Consider the following 19,131-nt stretch of genomic DNA (forward strand, 5'->3'; position numbering starts at 1 on the left):
TTATTTTACAGCAATAGTTTCAATTTCTACTAATACACCCATCGGTAAATCTTTAACAGCAAAAGCAGCTCTAGCTGGAGGGTTTTCAGTGTAGTATGAAGCATAAATATCATTGAAATCTTTGAAATTGACAATATCGCTTAATAAACAAGTGGACTTAACGACATCATCAAAACTATAACCAGCCTCCGAAAGTATTGCTTTTATGTTTTCCATTACCTGTGTGGTCTGCTCCCTTACTCCGCCATCGACTATCTTGCCTGTTTTCGGACTTAGCGGTATCTGACCTGAGATATAAAGTGTACCATTAGCTTCTACTGCTTGGCTATATGCTCCTACAGCTGCAGGTGCTTTATCTGTTGAAATAATCTTTTTCATAAAGTTTTTTATTTATGCTAAAATTTGAACTCAAGTTAATTTAGTCAAAAATATTAAAAATTATCGTACCATGAGTCTCTTTTCTGTAATTTTAAATCTTTCAAAAGAGTAGACTTAACACCAATATGGAAGCTGAAGCTTTGTCTTTGTCCAAAAGGAATTGCAGAGAACCTCATTTCCCAACAATGTAAATCTCTAAAAACTGAGAAGCTAGTAGTCGTTACTTCACTTTGGCTAAAGTCGTATCCTGTACTTACTGAAACTTTCCATTTAGGCGTTATACTTACATCACCAGATAATCTTAAATATTGTGAGGTATTGGCTTTGTCTCTTGGTTTTGTATATTGGAAATTGTAGTCTAAACGAACAGACCATGGAATGTCAAAATCAACATATTCATTAATGTCGTTAAATGTTTCAACATCATTGAGGTCTCCGAATACCTCGTCGCCACCGATTACCCCATCATTTACAGCATCTACATCATTCGGAGGTGTATTGTTATCAGTTCCTTTTGATTTAAATGTATCTCCATTAAATGCAGTTCCGACAGAAAAACCAGCGCTTGTCAAGCGTCCTAAACCTCCTGCAAATTTATTAATTCGTACACCTGCTTCATCTATAGCATACGGATCAATGGATCCAGACATTTGTACATTTACTTTATTATTAAAGAGAGAAGTTCTTCCTGATAAACTAATATTGCTAAAATTCATAGAATCTCTAAAAACATCATAGCTAGTACTAAGTCGGAAACTTTCAAGAAGCTTAATTTTTTTCAGATCTTCATTGCTAGTGGTATCATCTGTGTTGCGAACTTTCATTTCAATATTATTATCCAAACTAAAGTTGATATAACCAGACTGCATAGCCTTCTGTGGCACACCATACACCCCTTGTGACAAAATATTGTATCGAATAAGCTCATCACTTACATTATTATCAAATGAACGGAATAATCTATCATTTTCAATTCCCAGGTCAGGAGTATAACTGAACGACAATGATGGACTTAGTACGTGGCGTATTGCCTGAACTTTGCTGTCTTTCTTGAAATTATACATACCAAAGTATTTTGGAGTATAAGAGACAGATGTGTTAGTAGTAAAATTGTGTGCATACTGCAGTCCGTCGATAGTGTCATTAACGACCTTGTCCAGCATGGGGTCATAACTTTTTCGTATAGAGTTTATATATGCGACCGCACTATATCTTACATTGGCAGAGAACGTTAAATCTTTAGCTAGCTTATAGGAAGCGCCTATGGGTATATCATGCTTGAAACCGTTTCTCCAATCACGCTTAAGATCTGATTTAAAAAGTTTATCTTCATGCGTGCGAATGGTGTTAGTGAGTCTGGCATTATAGCTTACACTAATCATATCATACCACTTTAATTCTCCTACTCTCTCTTTCGATCGGAATGGATATTGGGTTTGCATAGAAAAACTCACATTGGGCAGAGTAAGACTAATCGTTGTGTCTCTTCTATTTTGCGAATGTTGTAGAGCAACACTCAGGTTGAAAGGACTATCAGGCCATCTGCGACTATAGGAGACACTAGACTGTTTTGTACTATTTACAATGTTTTCAATAGAGCGAGCATTTCTATAATCATTTTCAGAAGTTGAAATGTTTACTGAAGCGCTCAAGGTTCTATAGGGATGTGCTTTACTGTCCTGTGAGTGTGTCCACCTCAAGGAAAAGTCTTTAGTTTTTCTATAATCATCTAATCCTTTATCACCAAATTGATTCATTGCGTAGGAAAAATTAAATCGACCATTATATCGATATCTTTTTTTGTAGGTTGTGTTGGTATTTACTTCCCAAGAACCATTTGTATAAATACTACCATTCAGCCTGAGGTCATAATAGTCATTTATGGCCCAATAATAGCCGAAGTCACGAAAGTAAAATCCTCTTGTTTTCTCCTCTCCAAAAGAAGGAATAATAATCCCAGAAGAATATCTTTTTTTCAGTGGGAATAAACCAAAAGGTAAGCCTAAAGGAGTGGGCACACCTTCAATAACAAGATTTGCTGGTCCTGTGATAACTTTATCATCCTTTATCATTTTTGCCTTCTTTAGCTTAATGTAATAATGTGGATGATCATGATTGTCACAAGTTGTATAGCGCCCGTCTTTAAGGAAAAAAGTGTCTTCTGCAATACGTTTAGAAACATCGCTTCGTATATAGCCTTCTCCTTCTTTAGTAAGTATATCCTTGACCACCGCTTTTTTGGATTTTATATTGTAAGACATCTTTTGAACTTCATATTCGCTTTGCCTGTCCTTAAAAACAGGATAGCCAATTTCATTATCAGCTGTGTCTAATCCATAGTTTGCATGTACCAGATTTTTTTGGATATCTACCTCAATATAGTATGCATTTATTTGTTGTTCTTGGGTTTTTACTTGTGATTCATTGAACATTTGCATTTTTTCAGACTCTAAGTTTATTTTAATAGAGTCTGTTGCTTGATAATCAATAGGAGAGCTAAAGCTGGTATTCTTGTTAGAATCTGCACTCAAAGTAGAGCTTGCAGTCGATGATGCGGTACTAGAAACAGCGGAGCCATCTATAGCAAGTTCATTGGTCTCAGAAGTAGTAATTGTCTTTAAGTCTTGGTCGCCAGTTTCTGGGATGACGAATGTAGTGTCGACAGATACAGTACTGGTCTGTGAGCTTGTAGTTTTGGAATAAACATCCGAGAGTTCAGTTGTATTGGTTGATAAATCGTTATCACTAGTGGTTTCAGAGACTTGTTGTGTGTTTTGAGTGAAAGCGCCATTTTCGATCTTGGTGCTATCAATACTCACAGTACTCGAATATAGAGCTGAAGGAGGTGCTATACTTATGTTTGCATCAACTAATGTGTCTGTTCCCAATTTGGTACTATCAATATTAGATAGTTTATCCTTGGAAATTTGAGTCATAGCTTTTTTGTTTGTTGTAGAACAACAGATTAATGTCAAACAACAAGCAATAACTAGCAAGAAAATATGTACGCTTTTCAAAAACAATGCTAAATTCGTATTTTTGTGTACAAATATTTGCCAAAACTACATAAAATTTCTCGTGTGGCGGGATTTTTGGTGTTAAAAGAGCAAAAACTTTAGAGGATTTAAAAATCGGAGTAAGTGGAGATGGTATATAAAAAAATCGGAATAGTTCTATTGTTCTGTTGCTTATTTATGGAGTTTTCTTTTGCACAAGCAGTCCGGAAGGTTGTTATCGATGCAGGGCATGGTGGTAAGGACTCTGGAACAGTTGCTAGAACACGTAAACATCAGCATGAAAAAGTGATTGCATTGGCTATAGCTAAGAAAGTAGGACATTATATTGAAAAGAATTTCTCCGATGTAGAAGTTATTTATACCCGAACAAAAGATGTATACTTAACACTGAATCAGCGTGCAAAAGTAGCCAACAAGGCAGATGCTGATTTGTTTATTTCCATACACGTAGATGCTGTCGGAAGTAGAAGTGTGAGCGGTGCTTCAGTCTATGTTTTGGGGCTTCATCGCTCTGAAGACAACTTAAAAGTAGCTATGCGAGAAAACGCAGTGATGTTGCAAGAGGAGGATTACAAAACAAAGTATGCAGGGTTTGACCCTAAAGATGCAGAATCTTATATAATTTTTAGCTTGATGCAAAATCAGTATTTGAATAATAGCATGACCATGGCTTCGTTTGTGGATAAGCATCTAAAAACAAAGACTAAGCGACATACAAAAGGGGTAAAACAAGCTGGGTTCTATGTGTTGCGTGAGGTAGGAATGCCATCAGTTCTGATAGAGACCGGATACATCACAAACAGTTCTGATGCAGATTATCTTTGTTCTGCAACAGGTCAAGATAAAACAGCCTATGCAATATATAATGCATTCAGAGATTATAAATCTTTTGTGGAAAATCATACTACTGATTTAGGCAAAGAAAACATGAGTCAGGAAAAAGTTACTGAAGCAACTATAGGAGATGATGATACTTATTTTACCATACAGTTAGCCTACTCAGGAAAAAATCTGACAGAGAATGATCCATATTTCAAAGGACTATCTCCTATTTTCAAGTATAAAAAAGGCAATGGCTATCGATATACCTATGGTCGAACTAAGAGCTATACTAAGGCACTGTCGTTACAGCAGGAGGCTCGTGCTAAAATCTCCGATGCATATTTGGTTGGCTTTCATCAAGGAGAATTAAATATGGCCTCAGTGGTAAGAACAATTTTAAACGGGAAATAAAAAATCCAATAGCTTCATTATCTTTGTAAGATATTAGTAAAGTATTTATACAAAATAGTACCTACGAAAAAATAGTTTTATGAAAAAGAATGTCATAACAGGAATAGTTGTAGTAGTTGCTTTAGTCTTGTTTTTCTTCGGATTTAATTTTCTGAAAGGTAAAAACATTTTCTTTAGTGATAATATTTTCCATGCAATTTATACCCATGTAGATGGATTGAAAAAATCAAGTAAGGTTACCATTCGCGGTTATAAGGTAGGAGAAGTTCAAGAAGTTGCTTTCACAAGCGAGAGAGCAGATTTATTAATGGTTTCTTTCTCTGTATCAAGCGACTATAAGATACCTAAAGGCACAATCGCACAAATTATAACAACAGACATAATGGGTTCACGCTCTCTAGAGTTGCGTTTACCTCCTGAGGCTGAATTTGGGTATCTAGTTTCTGGGGACACTTTGGATGGAGGAATGTCAAAAGGACTCAAAGAAGAAGTGAGTGCACAGGTACGTCCGTTGAAGGCGAAAGCCCAAGAATTGATGGGCTCATTAGATTCTATCTTAAATGCAACCCAAGCTGTTTTAGGTAAGGATTCTCAAAGAAGTCTTATTGCAAGTATTGAAAATATGGAGAAAACATTTCGGAATCTTAAAAATGCTACAGGAAGTTTAGAGGAAGTAATGACAGGTGAAGAGCAGAATATGAGAAGTATTTTGCAGAATCTTTCGGATATTACCCAAAATCTAAATCAAAATCAGGATAGAATAAATCGCATACTTTCGAATGTGTCGTCATTTACGGACACTTTGGCACAAGCTGATTTCACAGGGACTTTATTAGAAGCACAGACTGCAATAAAACAATTTACCGGATTAGTGAGAAAAATTGAAGCAGGAGAAGGTACTGTTGGTGCATTGCTGAATGACAAACAGTTGTATGATGAGTTGGAAACAGCGGCAGCCAGTCTCGGTCGCCTAACTACAGACTTGAGAATGAATCCTAAAAAGTATGTGCAATTCTCGTTACTAAATACAGGTCGTACGGTTTATTGTGAGGGGCAAGGTCCTAACAGCAGTGATAAAATTTATCGCATACAATTATATCATTCCTCAACTCCAGTAAATCTGAATAACCCGATATTTAAGGGGCGTGATGATGTTATGCAAATTCAAAATAAAAAAGGCGATTATCTTTATACTATTGGTTACACCTCAGACTATGAACAGTTGCAGGATATCTTAAAGAAATTACGAAAAGATTTTCCTGATGCTTTTATTATTGAGGATAAGCAGTAATTGATATCTTTGCATCTTCAAAAATGACGATACTTTAGTTAGTAAGTAGCTGAAATACGAAAAGATAGGAGTATGACGATGAACGAGATAAGAAATTTTTGCATAATTGCGCATATTGATCATGGCAAAAGTACCTTGGCAGATCGCCTGTTAGAAATCACTGAGACTGTTTCTGAGAGAGACCAAAAAGAACAGGTGCTCGACAATATGGATTTAGAGCGTGAGCGTGGAATTACTATAAAAAGTCACGCTATTCAGATGGATTATAAGCAAAATGGTAAAAAGTATACGCTCAACCTCATAGACACTCCAGGGCACGTCGATTTTTCTTATGAGGTGTCTCGTTCTATTGCGGCCTGTGAAGGAGCCTTACTCATTGTTGATGCTACTCAAGGAATACAAGCGCAAACCATCTCCAATCTCTACCTTGCAATGGAAAATGATTTGGAAATTATCCCGGTGATGAATAAAATGGATATGCCCAATGCCATGCCGGAAGAGGTTCGCGAACAAATTATCGATTTAATTGGTTGTGAAGAGGACGATATCATAGAGGCGAGTGGAAAGACAGGTCTCGGAGTACAAAAAATATTGGAAGCCATTGTAGAAAAAGTACCGTCACCAACAGGTGATACTAAAGCGCCTTTACAAGCACTCATTTTCGATTCAGAATTTAATTCATTTAGAGGAATCATCGCTTACATACGAGTCATCAACGGAGAAATACACAAAGGTGATAAAGTCAAGTTCGTAAATACAGGGAAAGAATACACTGCTGATGAAATTGGGGTGTTACGACTCATACAGGAGCCACGCAAAGTGCTTCGCACTGGCGACGTGGGCTATATTATATCTGGAATAAAAACTTCGTCTGAGGTAAAAGTGGGTGATACCGTGACGCATCTGGAAAGACCTTGTGAAAAAGCCATTGAAGGTTTTGAAGAAGTAAAACCTATGGTATATGCAGGTATTTATCCAATCGATGCTGAGGATTATGAAGATTTACGTGCCTCTATTGAAAAATTACAGTTAAATGATGCTTCCCTTACTTTTGAGCCTGAGTCATCTCTAGCTTTAGGTTTTGGTTTCCGTTGTGGATTTTTAGGAATGTTGCATATGGAGATTATCCAAGAACGCTTAGATAGAGAGTTTGATATGAGTGTAATCACTACCGTGCCAAACGTTATGTACATTGCACACACCAAAAAAGGTGATACTTTTGAGATGCACAATCCCTCAGATATGCCGGGGCCTAATGAGTTGGATTACATCGAGGAGCCTTACATCAAAGCGCAAATCATTACCAGAGCTGATTTTATTGGACAAGTTATGACATTATGCCTAAGTAAGCGTGGCGTATTAAAAAATCAGCACTACCTCACAAGCGATCGGGTTGAACTCACCTTCGAATTACCATTGGGTGAAATTGTTTTTGACTTTTATGATAAATTAAAAAGCATCTCTAAAGGTTATGCTTCTTTTGATTATTATACCATTGGCTATCGGAATGCAAATCTTATTAAATTAGATATACTATTGAATGGTGAAAGTGTTGATGCACTCTCTACTTTGATTCATTTTGACAATGCGTATAGTTTTGGTCGCAGAATGTGTGAGAAATTAAAGGAGCTTATCCCACGTCAACAATTTGATATTGCAATACAGGCAGCTATTGGTGCGAAAGTTATCGCTCGTGAAACGGTGAAGGCTGTCCGTAAAGACGTAACTGCTAAGTGTTATGGTGGAGACATTACCCGTAAGCGTAAGTTGCTGGAGAAGCAGAAAAAAGGGAAGAAACGCATGAAGCAAGTCGGCAATGTAGAAGTCCCACAAAAAGCATTTTTAGCTGTATTGAAATTAGATTAAGCTTTATTTGCATAGTTACGAAAGTGATGCCCCACATTACTCTTTATTCGTAATGTAAGTTCTCTCATAAGTGATTTACGGGAAGTAACAACGTTGCTAAAACTCTTTTTACAAGAATAGGTAAAGGAGTTGGCTGAAAGATTACTGAATCCATGTAGGGAATTTTGCAATGGCGATGCGGTTTCGATAGCGATAGCTAACGAAAATTCATTCGAAAAAATTAGCTTTTCTTTTATTTCTTGTCTTTCTGAATGCTATGAAGAAAATCTCGCTGTCTTTGTCTTATCACTACGTGAAAATAGTAGCGTGAGACTCTTCCTACAATTTATCCTGAGCAAAGCCGAAGGAGCAGAGAGGCAAGAGGATTTATTCCACTGACGACCGAAAACATCCCATACAATTAGTTAGTTAGCTTACAATCTATATGTTATGTTTGCATTAAATTTAAATTTTTAGGTATTAATAATGGATGCTCAAACAACTAGTAACGACTTTACAGGTATTAGTGAAGACTTAATTTTTAAAACATCGGGTACGCCTTTTGCTCTTTTTGAAGAATTAGGAGGTACAGCAGGAGACAGCGATGCCATTCTTGGAGAAGGTACTCATATGATAGAATATGTTAATTCATATAGTGCTGATAATAGTATGAACAACAGGAATGCTATATTTAGTACAAGTGGTAAAAATATTGTTATTAATACCTATGCTTCACGGTTAACAGGTAATGATGATACACAAGGTGCATCTTTTGCTGTGGTATTATATTGTGATACTGCTGATGATGGAATACCAAATTATTTAGATTTAGATTCAGATAACGATGAATGTCCAGATGCTATTGAAGGAGGAACGAATGATGAGACAGACCCAATCAGAAGTAACTTGGCAAAAGCAACCGGAATTGTAAACGATGGCAATAATGATATTGTAACTGAAAACTTATGCGGAGGTACAGATTGTGTAACTACTGATGGTATTCCTTTAAATAACTCACAACCTATAAGTCAAATTGTAGGTGGTTCACAAGAATCAGCAAGCTTTACAGTTGCTAATGATCTTCAAAATCAAACAGTTTGCGAAGGAAGTGAAGCTACATTTACAGCAACTATAAGTGTGAGTAGTGACTTTATTACTACCTATGATTACCAGTTACAAGTATCTGCAGATTCCGGAAGCACGTGGACAGATGTTGCTGGTCAATCAGGAACTGACGAAATAAGTGTTTTTACTCTAGACGTAAGCATCCCATCTGTAACAGCTGATATGAATAACAACCTTTATCGCATCTTCTATAATAATTCTGCTAATACTTGTGGTGGCTATACTAATGCAGCAAAATTAACAGTGAAAGATTTGCCTGCTACACCTACATTAAGCACTGCTGTGCAGCCAAGTTGTGATAATGTTAGCGGTACATTTACTATTGATATGAGTGCTTATGCAGGAGAAAAGTTTAAATTCAACATCCAACCTTCTGATGGAGCGAGAATTGATATTACTACAGGAGCCTTTACAGATTATACTGTAGGTACTACGTATTCAATTACAGCAACTACGCATAATTGTATAAGTGATGCATTTGAGTTTACAGTGAATCAAATAACAAATAAAGATTGTAAGTCAGATGAACCAACGATAGATGATCCAACAGAGGGAGATGATACAGTAACAGGAGGAGGAAATCCAGGTTCAGAGATTGTGGTAACCTTCCCAGACGGAGGCGTTGTCACAACAACAGTAGATGAAGATGGAAATTGGGAGGTAGATGTACCGGATGGAGAAGATTTAACACCAGGAGAAACTGTAACAGCAACGCAAACAGATCCAGGTAAAGATCCGAGTGATGAAGTTACAGGAACAGTACAGTAGCCTGAAGATCCTTGTGATATTGATCCAACAAGACCAGAGTGTGATTTTGATGGTGATGGAATTCCAAATAATGAAGATCCTGATGATGACAATGACGGAGTCAGTGATGCTGATGAAGATATCATTGGAACAGATCCATTTAATCCTGATACTGATGGTGATGGAGTCTCCGACGGAGATGAAGATGCTGATGGAGATGGAACTTCAAATGCTGATGAATCTGATGAAACATTAGACGAGCCAACTGATGAAAATGGAGATGGAGTACCTGATATTATTGATCCATGTTATCCAAATGCTTTTGGACCTGATTGTGAATGTACGAAATTGCAACAAACGATGATGGACAATATACCACAAATCATATCACAAAATAATGATGGTAAGAATGATGAGTGGAACTTAGAAGATCTGAAAACGTATTATGAAAAATGCTTAGTAGGTGATGAAATTCTAAGAAATAAGGTAATTGTCTTCAACAGATGGGGAGCAAAAGTGTATGAGAAAGAAAACTATATGTTAGACTCAGAACGCTTTCGTGGGGAATCTGATAACAGTATAGATTTCAAAGATGACAAGCTATTGCCAGCAGGTACTTACTTCTATATTTTGAAAGTGGAAGGCTTTAATGACAAGACTGGTTACTTATATATTCTAAGTGAAGAAGATAAGTAGATAATCAATATTTAGATTAGATAATGTCAGGGTTGCTCTTAATGAGTAGCCCTGTCTTATTTGGTTGCTGTCAATAATATAAATGATTACTTTTGATAAAAGTTTATCTTTGTAGTTCAAAATAGTAGACAGTTATGAATAAACCACTTTATATTTATAATACATTATCGCGAAAGAAAGAGGAATTTAAACCTTTAGTTGAGGGGCATGTCGGTTTATACGTATGTGGACCCACAGTGTATAGTAACTCACACTTAGGTCATGCTCGTCCATATATTACATTCGATTTATTGTATCGCTATCTTACATTTTTAGGAAATAAAGTGAGATATGTTCGTAACATTACCGATGTGGGGCATTTGGAAGATGAAGTTGAAGGTGTTGGCGAAGATCGCATAGCAAAGAAAGCTCGTTTAGAACAGTTAGAACCTATGGAGGTGGTACAAAAATATATGAATACTTTTCAGCATAATATGGATCAACTCAATATTATTCGTCCAAGCATAGAGCCACGTGCTTCTGGTCATATTATTGAGCAGATTCAAATGATTGAAGAAATACTCGAGCAGGGATATGCTTATGAAATCAACGGTTCTGTATATTTTGATGTAGAGAAATACAATAAGGATTATCACTATGGAAAGTTGTCAGGGCGGAATTTAGAAGATACGCTAACCAATACGCGTAAACTTGACGGTCAGGATGAAAAGAAGAATCCATTCGATTTTGCATTGTGGAAAAAAGCATCACCGGAGCACATTATGCGTTGGCCTTCTAAGTGGAGTGACGGCTTTCCGGGTTGGCACTTAGAATGCTCTACGATGAGTACAAAATATCTTGGTGAGCAGTTTGATATACACGGAGGTGGCATGGATTTGACTTTCCCGCACCACGAGTGTGAAATTGCACAAAATACAGCAAGCAAAGGAAAAGAAGCTGTAAAATATTGGATGCACAACAATATGATTACTATCAATGGGCAAAAAATGGCTCGTTCGCTAGGTAATTTCATCACCTTGGATGAATTATTCAGCGGAACGCATGAAATACTAGAGCAACCGTATTCCCCAATGACTATACGCTTCTTTATTTTACAAGCACATTATCGCAGTACGGTAAATTTCTCCAATGAAGCATTACAGGCGTCACAGAAAGGCTTAGAGAGACTCATGAGTGCAGTAGATGTACTGGGTGAGTTAAAGTCATCAGAGGCTTCGACAGTTGAGATAAAGGGTTTACAAGAGAAATGCTTTGAAGCGTTAAGTGATGATTTAAACAGCCCTATCGCTATTGCGCATCTTTTTGACGGAGTCAAGATGATTAACTCTATAAAAGCAGAAAAAGAAACAATTTCAGCAGATGATTTACAAGAATTAAAGGAATTTTATCATACGATGGTGTTCGATATCTTGGGTTTGAAAAAAGAAGATGAAACAGCCTCTGCTGATAATGAAACGGTAGCTGGTTTGATGCAATTAGTCATAAGTTTGAGGCAAAATGCCAAAACAGCAAAAGACTGGGCTACCGCAGATAAGATTCGTGATAAATTAAAGGAGATTGGGATTATAGTAAAAGATACCAAAGACGGTGCTGAGTGGGAGAAAGAATAAGTGAATACCACTTATATTTAAAATTTTAAATATGAACAGAATATTTCAAACTTTTTGTCTTATCTTCTTGCTTTCTTGTGGCAGTTCTAAAGATACTGCTATTGAATTCGAAAGTCCTAAAAAGAGCATTCAATATATGGATAATGAGAATGTGGAAGTTAAACTTAATGTTATTGGGAATGTGGACTCAATAAGCCTTTTGCTAAATAATGAAATCACAATATCTGTAAAAGATAATTCTGCTAATATATCATCAGATAAGCTTATTTTAGGTGAAAATATATTGGTTGCTAAAGCTTTTAAAAGCGGAGAAAATATAGCAAAGAAATATTTATTGTTTGAGGTAGCCACGAAACATGTTCCTAATATTTGGAAGCCTAAAGTTCTCCGCAAAATTCCACATGACGAGAAAGCGTTTACTCAAGGGTTATTCTTCTATAATGATAAGTTGTATGAAACAACTGGAGAGCGAACCCACTCACGCTTAATGATGATAAACCCTGAAGATGGAAAAGTTTTAAATAGAAAGCGTTTGCCCGACCAATATTTTGGAGAAGGCTCGACCGTTTGGAACAATAAAATTTATCATATAACTTGGACTTCCGGGAAAGGGTTTATATTCAATCCTGAAACATTAGAGCAGACCGGTACTTTTAACTACGGCAAGCATTCCAAAGAAGGTTGGGGATTGACTACAGTTGATAATAATTTAGTAATGAGTAACGGATCTGATAAATTATTGTTTTTCCTCCCTAAAGCGATGCAATTTTATAAGACCCTGACAGTTGTCGGTGACAGGGGAAATCAAACGCAGCTTAATGAGTTGGAGTACGACGGCACTTATATCTATGCTAACGTGTGGATGACTAACGAAATATTGGCAATTAGTCCAAAGACAGGACGTGTAGAGGCTATTATTGACTGCTCCGAATTACTTGCTTTGGAGAAAAAGGCACAAAACAACCCGATGTCTGATGTTCTCAACGGCATCGCTTATCAGCCTAAAACAAAAACGTTTTTCCTTACAGGAAAGAATTGGGAACATATCTACGAGGTTGAGTTGAAGAAATAATAATTAGTCTGTTAAAAGCTTTTGTAGCGGTACATTTTCCCTATTTTGTTACCAAAGTCCCGCTTTCCGTTCCTATCTTTTTTCACACGCACTCATTCCAACCCACAAAAAAGGATAACCACTCCAATCGGGGCTATTTATTGGGGGGGCTGTCTTTCTGAACGCAGTGAAGAGTCTCATGCTACTATTTGTCTAAGTGAAAAGTTTAAAATAGAAAAGTAAAAATTATCAGTTCGTGATATTACCATTAATATAGTCACGTAGCGTTGACAGACATTGAAAGCATAGCGTTAAAAAACGGCGTGCTGTAGTCGTAAAGAAACAGGAAGTGTTTGGGCATAGCGAGCTTTCCTGTTTTAGGCTACGTTGTTTCGTTTTAGCTTATGTTTTCACAGTATTGAGTTTTTAGTTCGTTTTGGGTCAAGCCAAAATGAATAGAAAGAAAAGAAAAGAAAAACAAAAATCAAAGGCAAGGATATTGATTTGTTGTTAAAAAAATGCTCTATGTTAACCGTGAAAGCACTTTTTTAAGCCTCTTTGATCTTAGAATTTTCCTCAACTAAAAATAAATTAACCTTACTTAAAGAGGCTTACATGAGGTTACTTTTATGAACTCTTGGTATTTTTAGGTGGTTGTGCAACAGTTACCAATTTTATGCACTGGCTTTCTCATTCCCAAAATCGACAATACTTTCGGTTATGACATTTTTGTTAATAACCAATTTTTTTAAATTTCAAACGCTCCTCGTATTACGATTATACAATTTTCTCAGCTATCTTTCCAGTTCGAATTTTCTTTTGAATTTATCCATTCTTGCCCAATCTTTTCTATAGAATTAGATATATAGATTATATTCTCATAGAAAGTAGTGACTTGATCTTTATCAAAAATATCGGATTTACCAATTACTATTCTAAATAGAGCTTTCTCATTTTTTGAATCTGTTTTTGTTGCATCAAAATGTTTATCACTAAAATGAATATAACCACATAAGTAATTATATAAATCTAGAGTCTGGGGAACTTTTTTATCCAATTCCGTTGCTAAGAATTTATCCGTAAATCTTTGCTTTTTTACCTTGAATGTGTTTATCGGTTTCCCACTTTAAAAATGTTCTAAAAAATCATCAATATTATCTACAATATTGATCGCATTTAATCTCAATAAATTATCCAGTTGCATTCTTAAGATAGAAACTGCAGTAAGTGAATTTTTATTCTCTATTAAAAGAATAAATGCTTTATTCAGAGAAATCGCCCTATTAATAATTGAGAGGATATAGAAGTCGTTTTTCTTAACTGAAGAATTTCCAGCCTTCATTATATTTGATGCAATTTTTAGAAGGTCTTTATTCTTCTTTCGTAAACTTTTCTTATTTACTATTATCTTGAAATATTGTTGCCAATGGCTCAGCGGATAAGGCGAGTAGCGTTAAAATGTTTAAGCACTTTAAAAAGCTACGGTATGCCTTTAGACGATATTCGCACTTATCCGAAGTTGACGATTGTGTCGTTAACGACACCGCATTGCCTGTTGTTAAATTCAGAGTAAATATAGTTAATTTCCCCGAAAAGATAATAAGATACTTCTCTGCCGTTCAGTATGACAATTTTCTAATAGCTAATTTTTACTTTTTAACTCTTGCGTGAGACTCTTCCTACCGTCAGAGTGACAAAATAGATGCAGATAAACCAAGCAGAATAGCCCCGATTGGAGTGGTTATCCTTTTTTGTGGGTGGATTGAGGCGTGGGAGAAAAAAGATAGTAACGGAAAGCGGGATTTTGGTTGCAAAATGAGACAAACCTACTGCTCAAAATAATTTTATCAAAGCGAAACGTTGAATTATTTCGTGCTTTCTTTGAAAATTAAGGTTGGCTCTTGTTTCTCCTTGCTTAAATGTACTAAAGTGAGATTTTGCTCTTTGGCATAAGCAAAAAGAAGCTTGCGGATGTCCTCTTTTATCTCGGAATAGACGAGGAATTCAGAGGGAGTAAGGCGTTGAGTTTTACACTTGAACGGAAGCTGTAAATCTGTAATAGTTTCTGCAAATGCTATCTTTACCACTTGTGAGGAGATTTGTGTCTGACTATCACTCACTATTTTTCCTTTGTTAATAATCAAAGTTCTGTCGCAAAGCGCCTCAACTTCTTGCATGATATGTGTAGAAAGCAATACTGTTTTGTTTTTGCCTTCTGTTCGGATAAGTTGCCGTATCAATTCCAACTGGTTGGGGTCTAAGCCTGTTGTGGGCTCGTCGAGAATGAGGACTTTGGGCTCGTGAATCAGGGCTTGTGCTAATCCCACGCGTTGTTTGTACCCTTTGGATAATTGCCCAATCTTTTTGTGTTGCTCTTTGCCTAAATCTACTTTCTCAATGACTTCTTTTACAGCTTTGTGTACTTTATTTTTTGGTAAATAGATTTTTGCCACATAATCCAAATATTCTTTAACATAGAGCTGTTCATTTATTGGATTGTGTTCTGGCAGATAACCAATAGATTTACGTAGGTGGAAAGAGTTTGCTCTTAAATCTTTACCTAAAATAGAAACATTTCCAGACCATTCTTGCAAATAGCCTGTGATGATATTCATAGTAGTGGTTTTTCCTGCACCGTTGGGTCCTAAGAAACCAGTAATCTCACCTTCTTTTAAGATAAAGCTGACTTTATCTAAGACACATTGTGTACCGTAATATTTCGTAATGTTTTCAGCCTTCAGCGACATTCTTCAAATATAGGTTTTTATCTCTAAAACAAGAGAATCAAAATAGTTTTTTTACTTTTGTCCCTCTATGAATTTAAGTAGTGAGTTAGATAGCAATTTGTTCAGAAGGCTTTCAGAAATTGTAACAGAAGGTGATTGGGAAGCTTATGTAGTGGGAGGTTTTGTAAGAGATTTGTTCTTAGGCAGAGCATCCAAGGATGTTGATATTGTAGTAGTCGGTAGTGGAATAGCATTCGCCAAAGAGGTTGCGAGGAAGTTAGAGTTGAAATCTCCAACAGTTTTTAAAAATTTTGGCACAGCGATGCTACGTTTCGATGGTTGGGAGCTGGAATTCGTAGGAGCTCGCAAGGAATCGTACGAACGCAATTCTCGGAAACCTATTGTAGAAGATGGCACATTAGAAGACGACCAAAATCGCAGAGATTTTACAATAAATGCTTTAGCATTAAGTTTGCACAAAGAATCGTTTGGAGAATTATTGGATTCATTTGGTGGTGTTGAGGATTTGAAGAGTAGAATTATCAAGACCCCGTTAGACCCTAAAATTACATTTTCTGACGACCCTTTGAGAATGATGCGAGCGATTCGTTTTGCGACTCAATTAAATTTTACGATTGAGAAGCAAACCTTCGATGCATTGACAGCTATGGCTGAACGAATTAAGATTATCTCCGAAGAACGGATTGTCGATGAGCTGAACAAAATCATTATGTCTCCAAAACCTTCTATCGGTTTTAAGTTACTTAGCAAAGCAGGAATTTTACCAATAATATTTCCCGAATTAGAGAACTTACGAGGTCGAGAGGTTATTAATGGAATTGGGCATAAAGATAATTTTTATCATACACTAGAAGTCTTGGACCGATTAGCACCTCATTCTGATGATTTGTGGTTGCGATGGGCTGCTTTATTGCATGATATTGCGAAACCGCAGACTAAGAAATTTGTAGAAGGCATCGGTTGGACTTTCTATGCACATAATTTTGTAGGTGCAAAGATGGTTCCTCGTATTTTTCGTAGAATGCGTTTGCCTTTGAACGATAAAATGAAATTTGTTCAAAAAATGGTCGATTTACACATGCGGCCTATTGCTCTTGTAGAAGAAGGAGTTTCGGACTCTGCAATCCGCCGTTTACTCTCAGAAGCAGGTGATGATATTGATAAACTGATGACGCTTTGCGAAGCAGATATTACTTCTAAAAATGAGGAGAAAGTAAAACGCTATATGCGTAACTTTAAAAAAGTACGCAGAAAGTTGCAAGAAGTTGAAGAAAAAGATGCTGTACGTAATTTCCAACCGCCTGTAAGTGGAGAAATTATCATGGAGACTTTTAATTTAAAACCATGCAGAGCTGTTGGAGATATAAAGGCAGCTATAAAAGAGGCTATTCTCGATGGAGAGATTCCTAATGAATACGAAGCAGCCTATCAGTTTATGCTTGAAAAAGGCAAAGAATTAGGTTTAGAAGTCGTTAAAGATCTTAACTAAATAATAATCAAAATTTAGTAAATAAAAAGAGAGATGATTTTTCTAAAATCATCTCTCTAATACCATTAAATACTTTAAACTATGAAAAAACTTTACTACTTTTTTCTATGGTTCAAAATTAAATACTTCTTGTGTTAATGCTTACGAACAAGTGTTAATCAATGTTATAAATGATAAAAGAGCAACTCATTTGAGTTGCTCTTTCTAATTGTTAACCTAAAATCTTAAACTATGAAAAACTATTATTTTTTCAATAAGATAGATACAAATTTGAGACCAAACTCACAGCAGAGAATGTTAATAGATGTTAAAAATATGATTTCTCACATTTATTTGATTTAATTCCCCCAATTATCTCGATCCAAATTCCGAAATTGTATCGCTTCACCTATATGTTGGTCAGTTATGGTTTCTTGGTTATTTAAATCTGCGATAGTCCTCGCTACTTTTAGTATACGATCATAAGCACGTGCAGAAAGTCCTCGCTTTTCCATAGCAATTTTAAGTAATTTAGCTCCAGAACTATCTACTGTACAGTAGGTTCTTAGTTGCTTGGAGTTCATTTGTGCATTAGAATATATTCCTTCGACATCTTTAAATCTTTCTTCTTGAATATTCCGTGCATTGATGACACGTTTTTGGATTTCAATGCTTTTTTCAGCTAATTGTTGCGTATTCATTTCTGCAAATGAAACAGGCACTACTTCTATATGAATATCTATACGATCGAGCAGTGGTCCTGATATTTTATTCAGGTATTTGTGAACTGCACCGGGAGGACAGGTACACTCTCGTTCTGGATGATTGTAAAATCCACAAGGACATGGATTCATGGAGGCAATGAGCATAAACCCCGCAGGATAGCTTACCGTAAACTTAGCTCTAGAAATAGTGATTTGCCTATCTTCTAAAGGTTGACGCATTACTTCCAAAACTTGACGCTTAAATTCAGGAAGTTCATCCATAAATAAAACCCCATTGTGTGCTAGCGAAATCTCCCCAGGCTGTGGATATGCACCGCCTCCAACTAATGCTACATCAGAAATAGTATGATGAGGAGAACGATACGGACGTGTGTGCATCAGTGAAGTATCTTTATTGATGTTGCCTGCAACAGAATGAATTTTGGTCGTCTCTAGTGCTTCGTATAAACTTAATGGGGGTAAAATTGTTGGAAGTCGTTTGGCCAACATGGTCTTTCCAGCACCCGGAGGTCCTATCATAAGTAGATTATGACCGCCAGCTGCAGCAATTTCTAGAGCTCTTTTTACACTTTCCTGTCCTTTTACATCCGCAAAGTCATGCAGATAATTAGTGCTTTGTGCTAGAAAATCGGCTCTAGTATCTACCTCGGTAGCTTGCAGGTCATTTTTACTCTCTAAGAAAGCGATTACTTCTGCAATAGAATCTACTCCATATACTTTGAGATTATTAACTACGGCTGCTTCTTTAGCATTAGCTTTAGGCACAATAAATCCTTCAAAACCCTCTTCACGTGCTTTTATAGCCATAGGAAGTACTCCTTTAACACTTTGTAGTGTGCCGTCAAGTGAGAGTTCACCCATGAGCATATATTTGTCTATCTTGTCGGTTTTAATTTGTTCTGACGCCACAAGAATGCCGATAGCTAAAGGTAAATCATAAGCTGCACCTTCTTTTCGAATGTCAGCAGGAGCCATATTGATAATGATTTTCTTTCCGGGAACGCGATAGCCTGTTTCTCGGAGTGCTGACTCTATACGTTGCTGACTTTCTTTCACAGCATTGTCAGGCAATCCCACTAAGTGAAATTTCACTCCGGAAAATACGTTTACTTCTACGGTTATTGTTATTGCATCAATACCGTGAACTGCAGCTGCAAAGACTTTAGTTAACATATCGGCGTACAAGATACGAAAAATA

General features: G+C 36.5%; 12 protein-coding genes and 1 pseudogene. 9 read left to right on the forward strand and 4 right to left on the reverse strand.

The annotated features are described in order from the left end of the window. Together C7377_RS02765 and C7377_RS02770 are read right to left on the reverse strand one after the other, a co-directional pair. Positions 1 to 378 carry a RidA family protein gene (locus C7377_RS02765; RefSeq protein ID WP_116495797.1) on the reverse strand — a complete coding sequence of 126 codons (378 nt, stop codon included), beginning with the start codon at positions 376 to 378 and terminating at the stop codon, positions 1 to 3. Between the two features lie 53 nt (positions 379 to 431). Beyond that, the gene (locus tag C7377_RS02770; protein ID WP_116495798.1) at positions 432 to 3,314 is read right to left on the reverse strand and encodes a putative LPS assembly protein LptD; all 2,883 of its coding nucleotides are present in this window, start codon (positions 3,312 to 3,314) and stop codon (positions 432 to 434) included. Between the two features lie 258 nt (positions 3,315 to 3,572). On the opposite strand from C7377_RS02770, the gene C7377_RS02775 reads away from it, so the two are divergent. From C7377_RS02775 to C7377_RS02810, 8 genes and pseudogenes are all read left to right on the forward strand, one after another. Continuing rightward, a complete protein-coding gene (locus tag C7377_RS02775; RefSeq protein WP_165806834.1) occupies positions 3,573 to 4,628 on the forward strand; it encodes an N-acetylmuramoyl-L-alanine amidase family protein in 1,056 nt (351 codons plus the stop codon). A 79-nt stretch (positions 4,629 to 4,707) separates the two neighbouring features. Then, positions 4,708 to 5,919 carry an MlaD family protein gene (locus tag C7377_RS02780; RefSeq protein WP_116495800.1) on the forward strand — a complete coding sequence of 404 codons (1,212 nt, stop codon included), beginning with the start codon at positions 4,708 to 4,710 and terminating at the stop codon, positions 5,917 to 5,919. 78 nt (positions 5,920 to 5,997) lie between these two features. After that, complete coding sequence (lepA, locus tag C7377_RS02785; protein ID WP_116496213.1) at positions 5,998 to 7,785, forward strand: translation elongation factor 4; 1,788 nt, start codon at positions 5,998 to 6,000, stop codon at positions 7,783 to 7,785. A gap of 465 nt (positions 7,786 to 8,250) precedes the next feature. Next, positions 8,251 to 9,657, forward strand: coding sequence for an Ig-like domain-containing protein (locus tag C7377_RS02790; RefSeq protein WP_116495801.1), 1,407 nt, complete (start codon positions 8,251 to 8,253; stop codon positions 9,655 to 9,657). Positions 9,658 to 9,717: 60 nt separating this feature from the next. Continuing rightward, positions 9,718 to 9,828 (forward strand): annotated as a pseudogene (locus tag C7377_RS09825) (hypothetical protein); the annotation flags it as partial. 168 nt (positions 9,829 to 9,996) lie between these two features. Next, positions 9,997 to 10,332, forward strand: coding sequence for a T9SS type B sorting domain-containing protein (locus tag C7377_RS02800; protein WP_116495803.1), 336 nt, complete (start codon positions 9,997 to 9,999; stop codon positions 10,330 to 10,332). Positions 10,333 to 10,466: 134 nt separating this feature from the next. After that, positions 10,467 to 11,942 carry a cysteine--tRNA ligase gene (gene cysS / locus C7377_RS02805; RefSeq protein WP_116495804.1) on the forward strand — a complete coding sequence of 492 codons (1,476 nt, stop codon included), beginning with the start codon at positions 10,467 to 10,469 and terminating at the stop codon, positions 11,940 to 11,942. Between the two features lie 31 nt (positions 11,943 to 11,973). Continuing rightward, positions 11,974 to 13,014, forward strand: a complete 1,041-nt coding sequence (locus C7377_RS02810) for a glutaminyl-peptide cyclotransferase (RefSeq protein ID WP_116495805.1) — start codon at positions 11,974 to 11,976, stop codon at positions 13,012 to 13,014. A 1,844-nt stretch (positions 13,015 to 14,858) separates the two neighbouring features. Here C7377_RS02810 and C7377_RS02825 read toward each other — a convergent pair. After that, positions 14,859 to 15,740 (reverse strand): ATP-binding cassette domain-containing protein, encoded by an 882-nt coding sequence (locus C7377_RS02825; RefSeq protein ID WP_116495808.1) that lies wholly within the window; start codon positions 15,738 to 15,740, stop codon positions 14,859 to 14,861. Between the two features lie 67 nt (positions 15,741 to 15,807). Here C7377_RS02825 and C7377_RS02830 point away from each other — a divergent pair, with 67 nt between their 5' ends. Further along, positions 15,808 to 17,229 (forward strand): CCA tRNA nucleotidyltransferase, encoded by a 1,422-nt coding sequence (locus C7377_RS02830; RefSeq protein WP_116495809.1) that lies wholly within the window; start codon positions 15,808 to 15,810, stop codon positions 17,227 to 17,229. Between the two features lie 338 nt (positions 17,230 to 17,567). On the opposite strand, the gene C7377_RS02835 is transcribed toward C7377_RS02830, so the two are convergent. After that, the gene (locus tag C7377_RS02835) at positions 17,568 to 19,106 is read right to left on the reverse strand and encodes a YifB family Mg chelatase-like AAA ATPase (RefSeq protein ID WP_116495810.1); all 1,539 of its coding nucleotides are present in this window, start codon (positions 19,104 to 19,106) and stop codon (positions 17,568 to 17,570) included. Positions 19,107 to 19,131 lie beyond the last annotated feature (25 nt).

This window comes from Balneicella halophila (genome assembly GCF_003096835.1).
GTDB classification, from domain to species: Bacteria; Bacteroidota; Bacteroidia; order Bacteroidales; family Balneicellaceae; genus Balneicella; species Balneicella halophila.

What these genes read in the sequence shown, in the direction of transcription:
- C7377_RS02825 (WP_116495808.1), bottom strand. Translation starts at nt 15,740, where the DNA reads ATGTCGCTGAAGGCTGAAAACATTACGAAATATTACGGTACACAATGT.
- lepA (WP_116496213.1), top strand. Translation starts at nt 5,998, where the DNA reads ATGAACGAGATAAGAAATTTTTGCATAATTGCGCATATTGATCATGGC.
- C7377_RS02780 (WP_116495800.1), top strand. Translation starts at nt 4,708, where the DNA reads ATGAAAAAGAATGTCATAACAGGAATAGTTGTAGTAGTTGCTTTAGTC.
- C7377_RS02830 (WP_116495809.1), top strand. Translation starts at nt 15,808, where the DNA reads ATGAATTTAAGTAGTGAGTTAGATAGCAATTTGTTCAGAAGGCTTTCA.
- C7377_RS02790 (WP_116495801.1), top strand. Translation starts at nt 8,251, where the DNA reads ATGGATGCTCAAACAACTAGTAACGACTTTACAGGTATTAGTGAAGAC.
- C7377_RS02810 (WP_116495805.1), top strand. Translation starts at nt 11,974, where the DNA reads ATGAACAGAATATTTCAAACTTTTTGTCTTATCTTCTTGCTTTCTTGT.
- cysS (WP_116495804.1), top strand. Translation starts at nt 10,467, where the DNA reads ATGAATAAACCACTTTATATTTATAATACATTATCGCGAAAGAAAGAG.
- C7377_RS02800 (WP_116495803.1), top strand. Translation starts at nt 9,997, where the DNA reads ATGATGGACAATATACCACAAATCATATCACAAAATAATGATGGTAAG.
- C7377_RS02835 (WP_116495810.1), bottom strand. Translation starts at nt 19,106, where the DNA reads ATGTTAACTAAAGTCTTTGCAGCTGCAGTTCACGGTATTGATGCAATA.
- C7377_RS02770 (WP_116495798.1), bottom strand. Translation starts at nt 3,314, where the DNA reads ATGACTCAAATTTCCAAGGATAAACTATCTAATATTGATAGTACCAAA.
- C7377_RS02765 (WP_116495797.1), bottom strand. Translation starts at nt 378, where the DNA reads ATGAAAAAGATTATTTCAACAGATAAAGCACCTGCAGCTGTAGGAGCA.
- C7377_RS02775 (WP_165806834.1), top strand. Translation starts at nt 3,573, where the DNA reads ATGGAGTTTTCTTTTGCACAAGCAGTCCGGAAGGTTGTTATCGATGCA.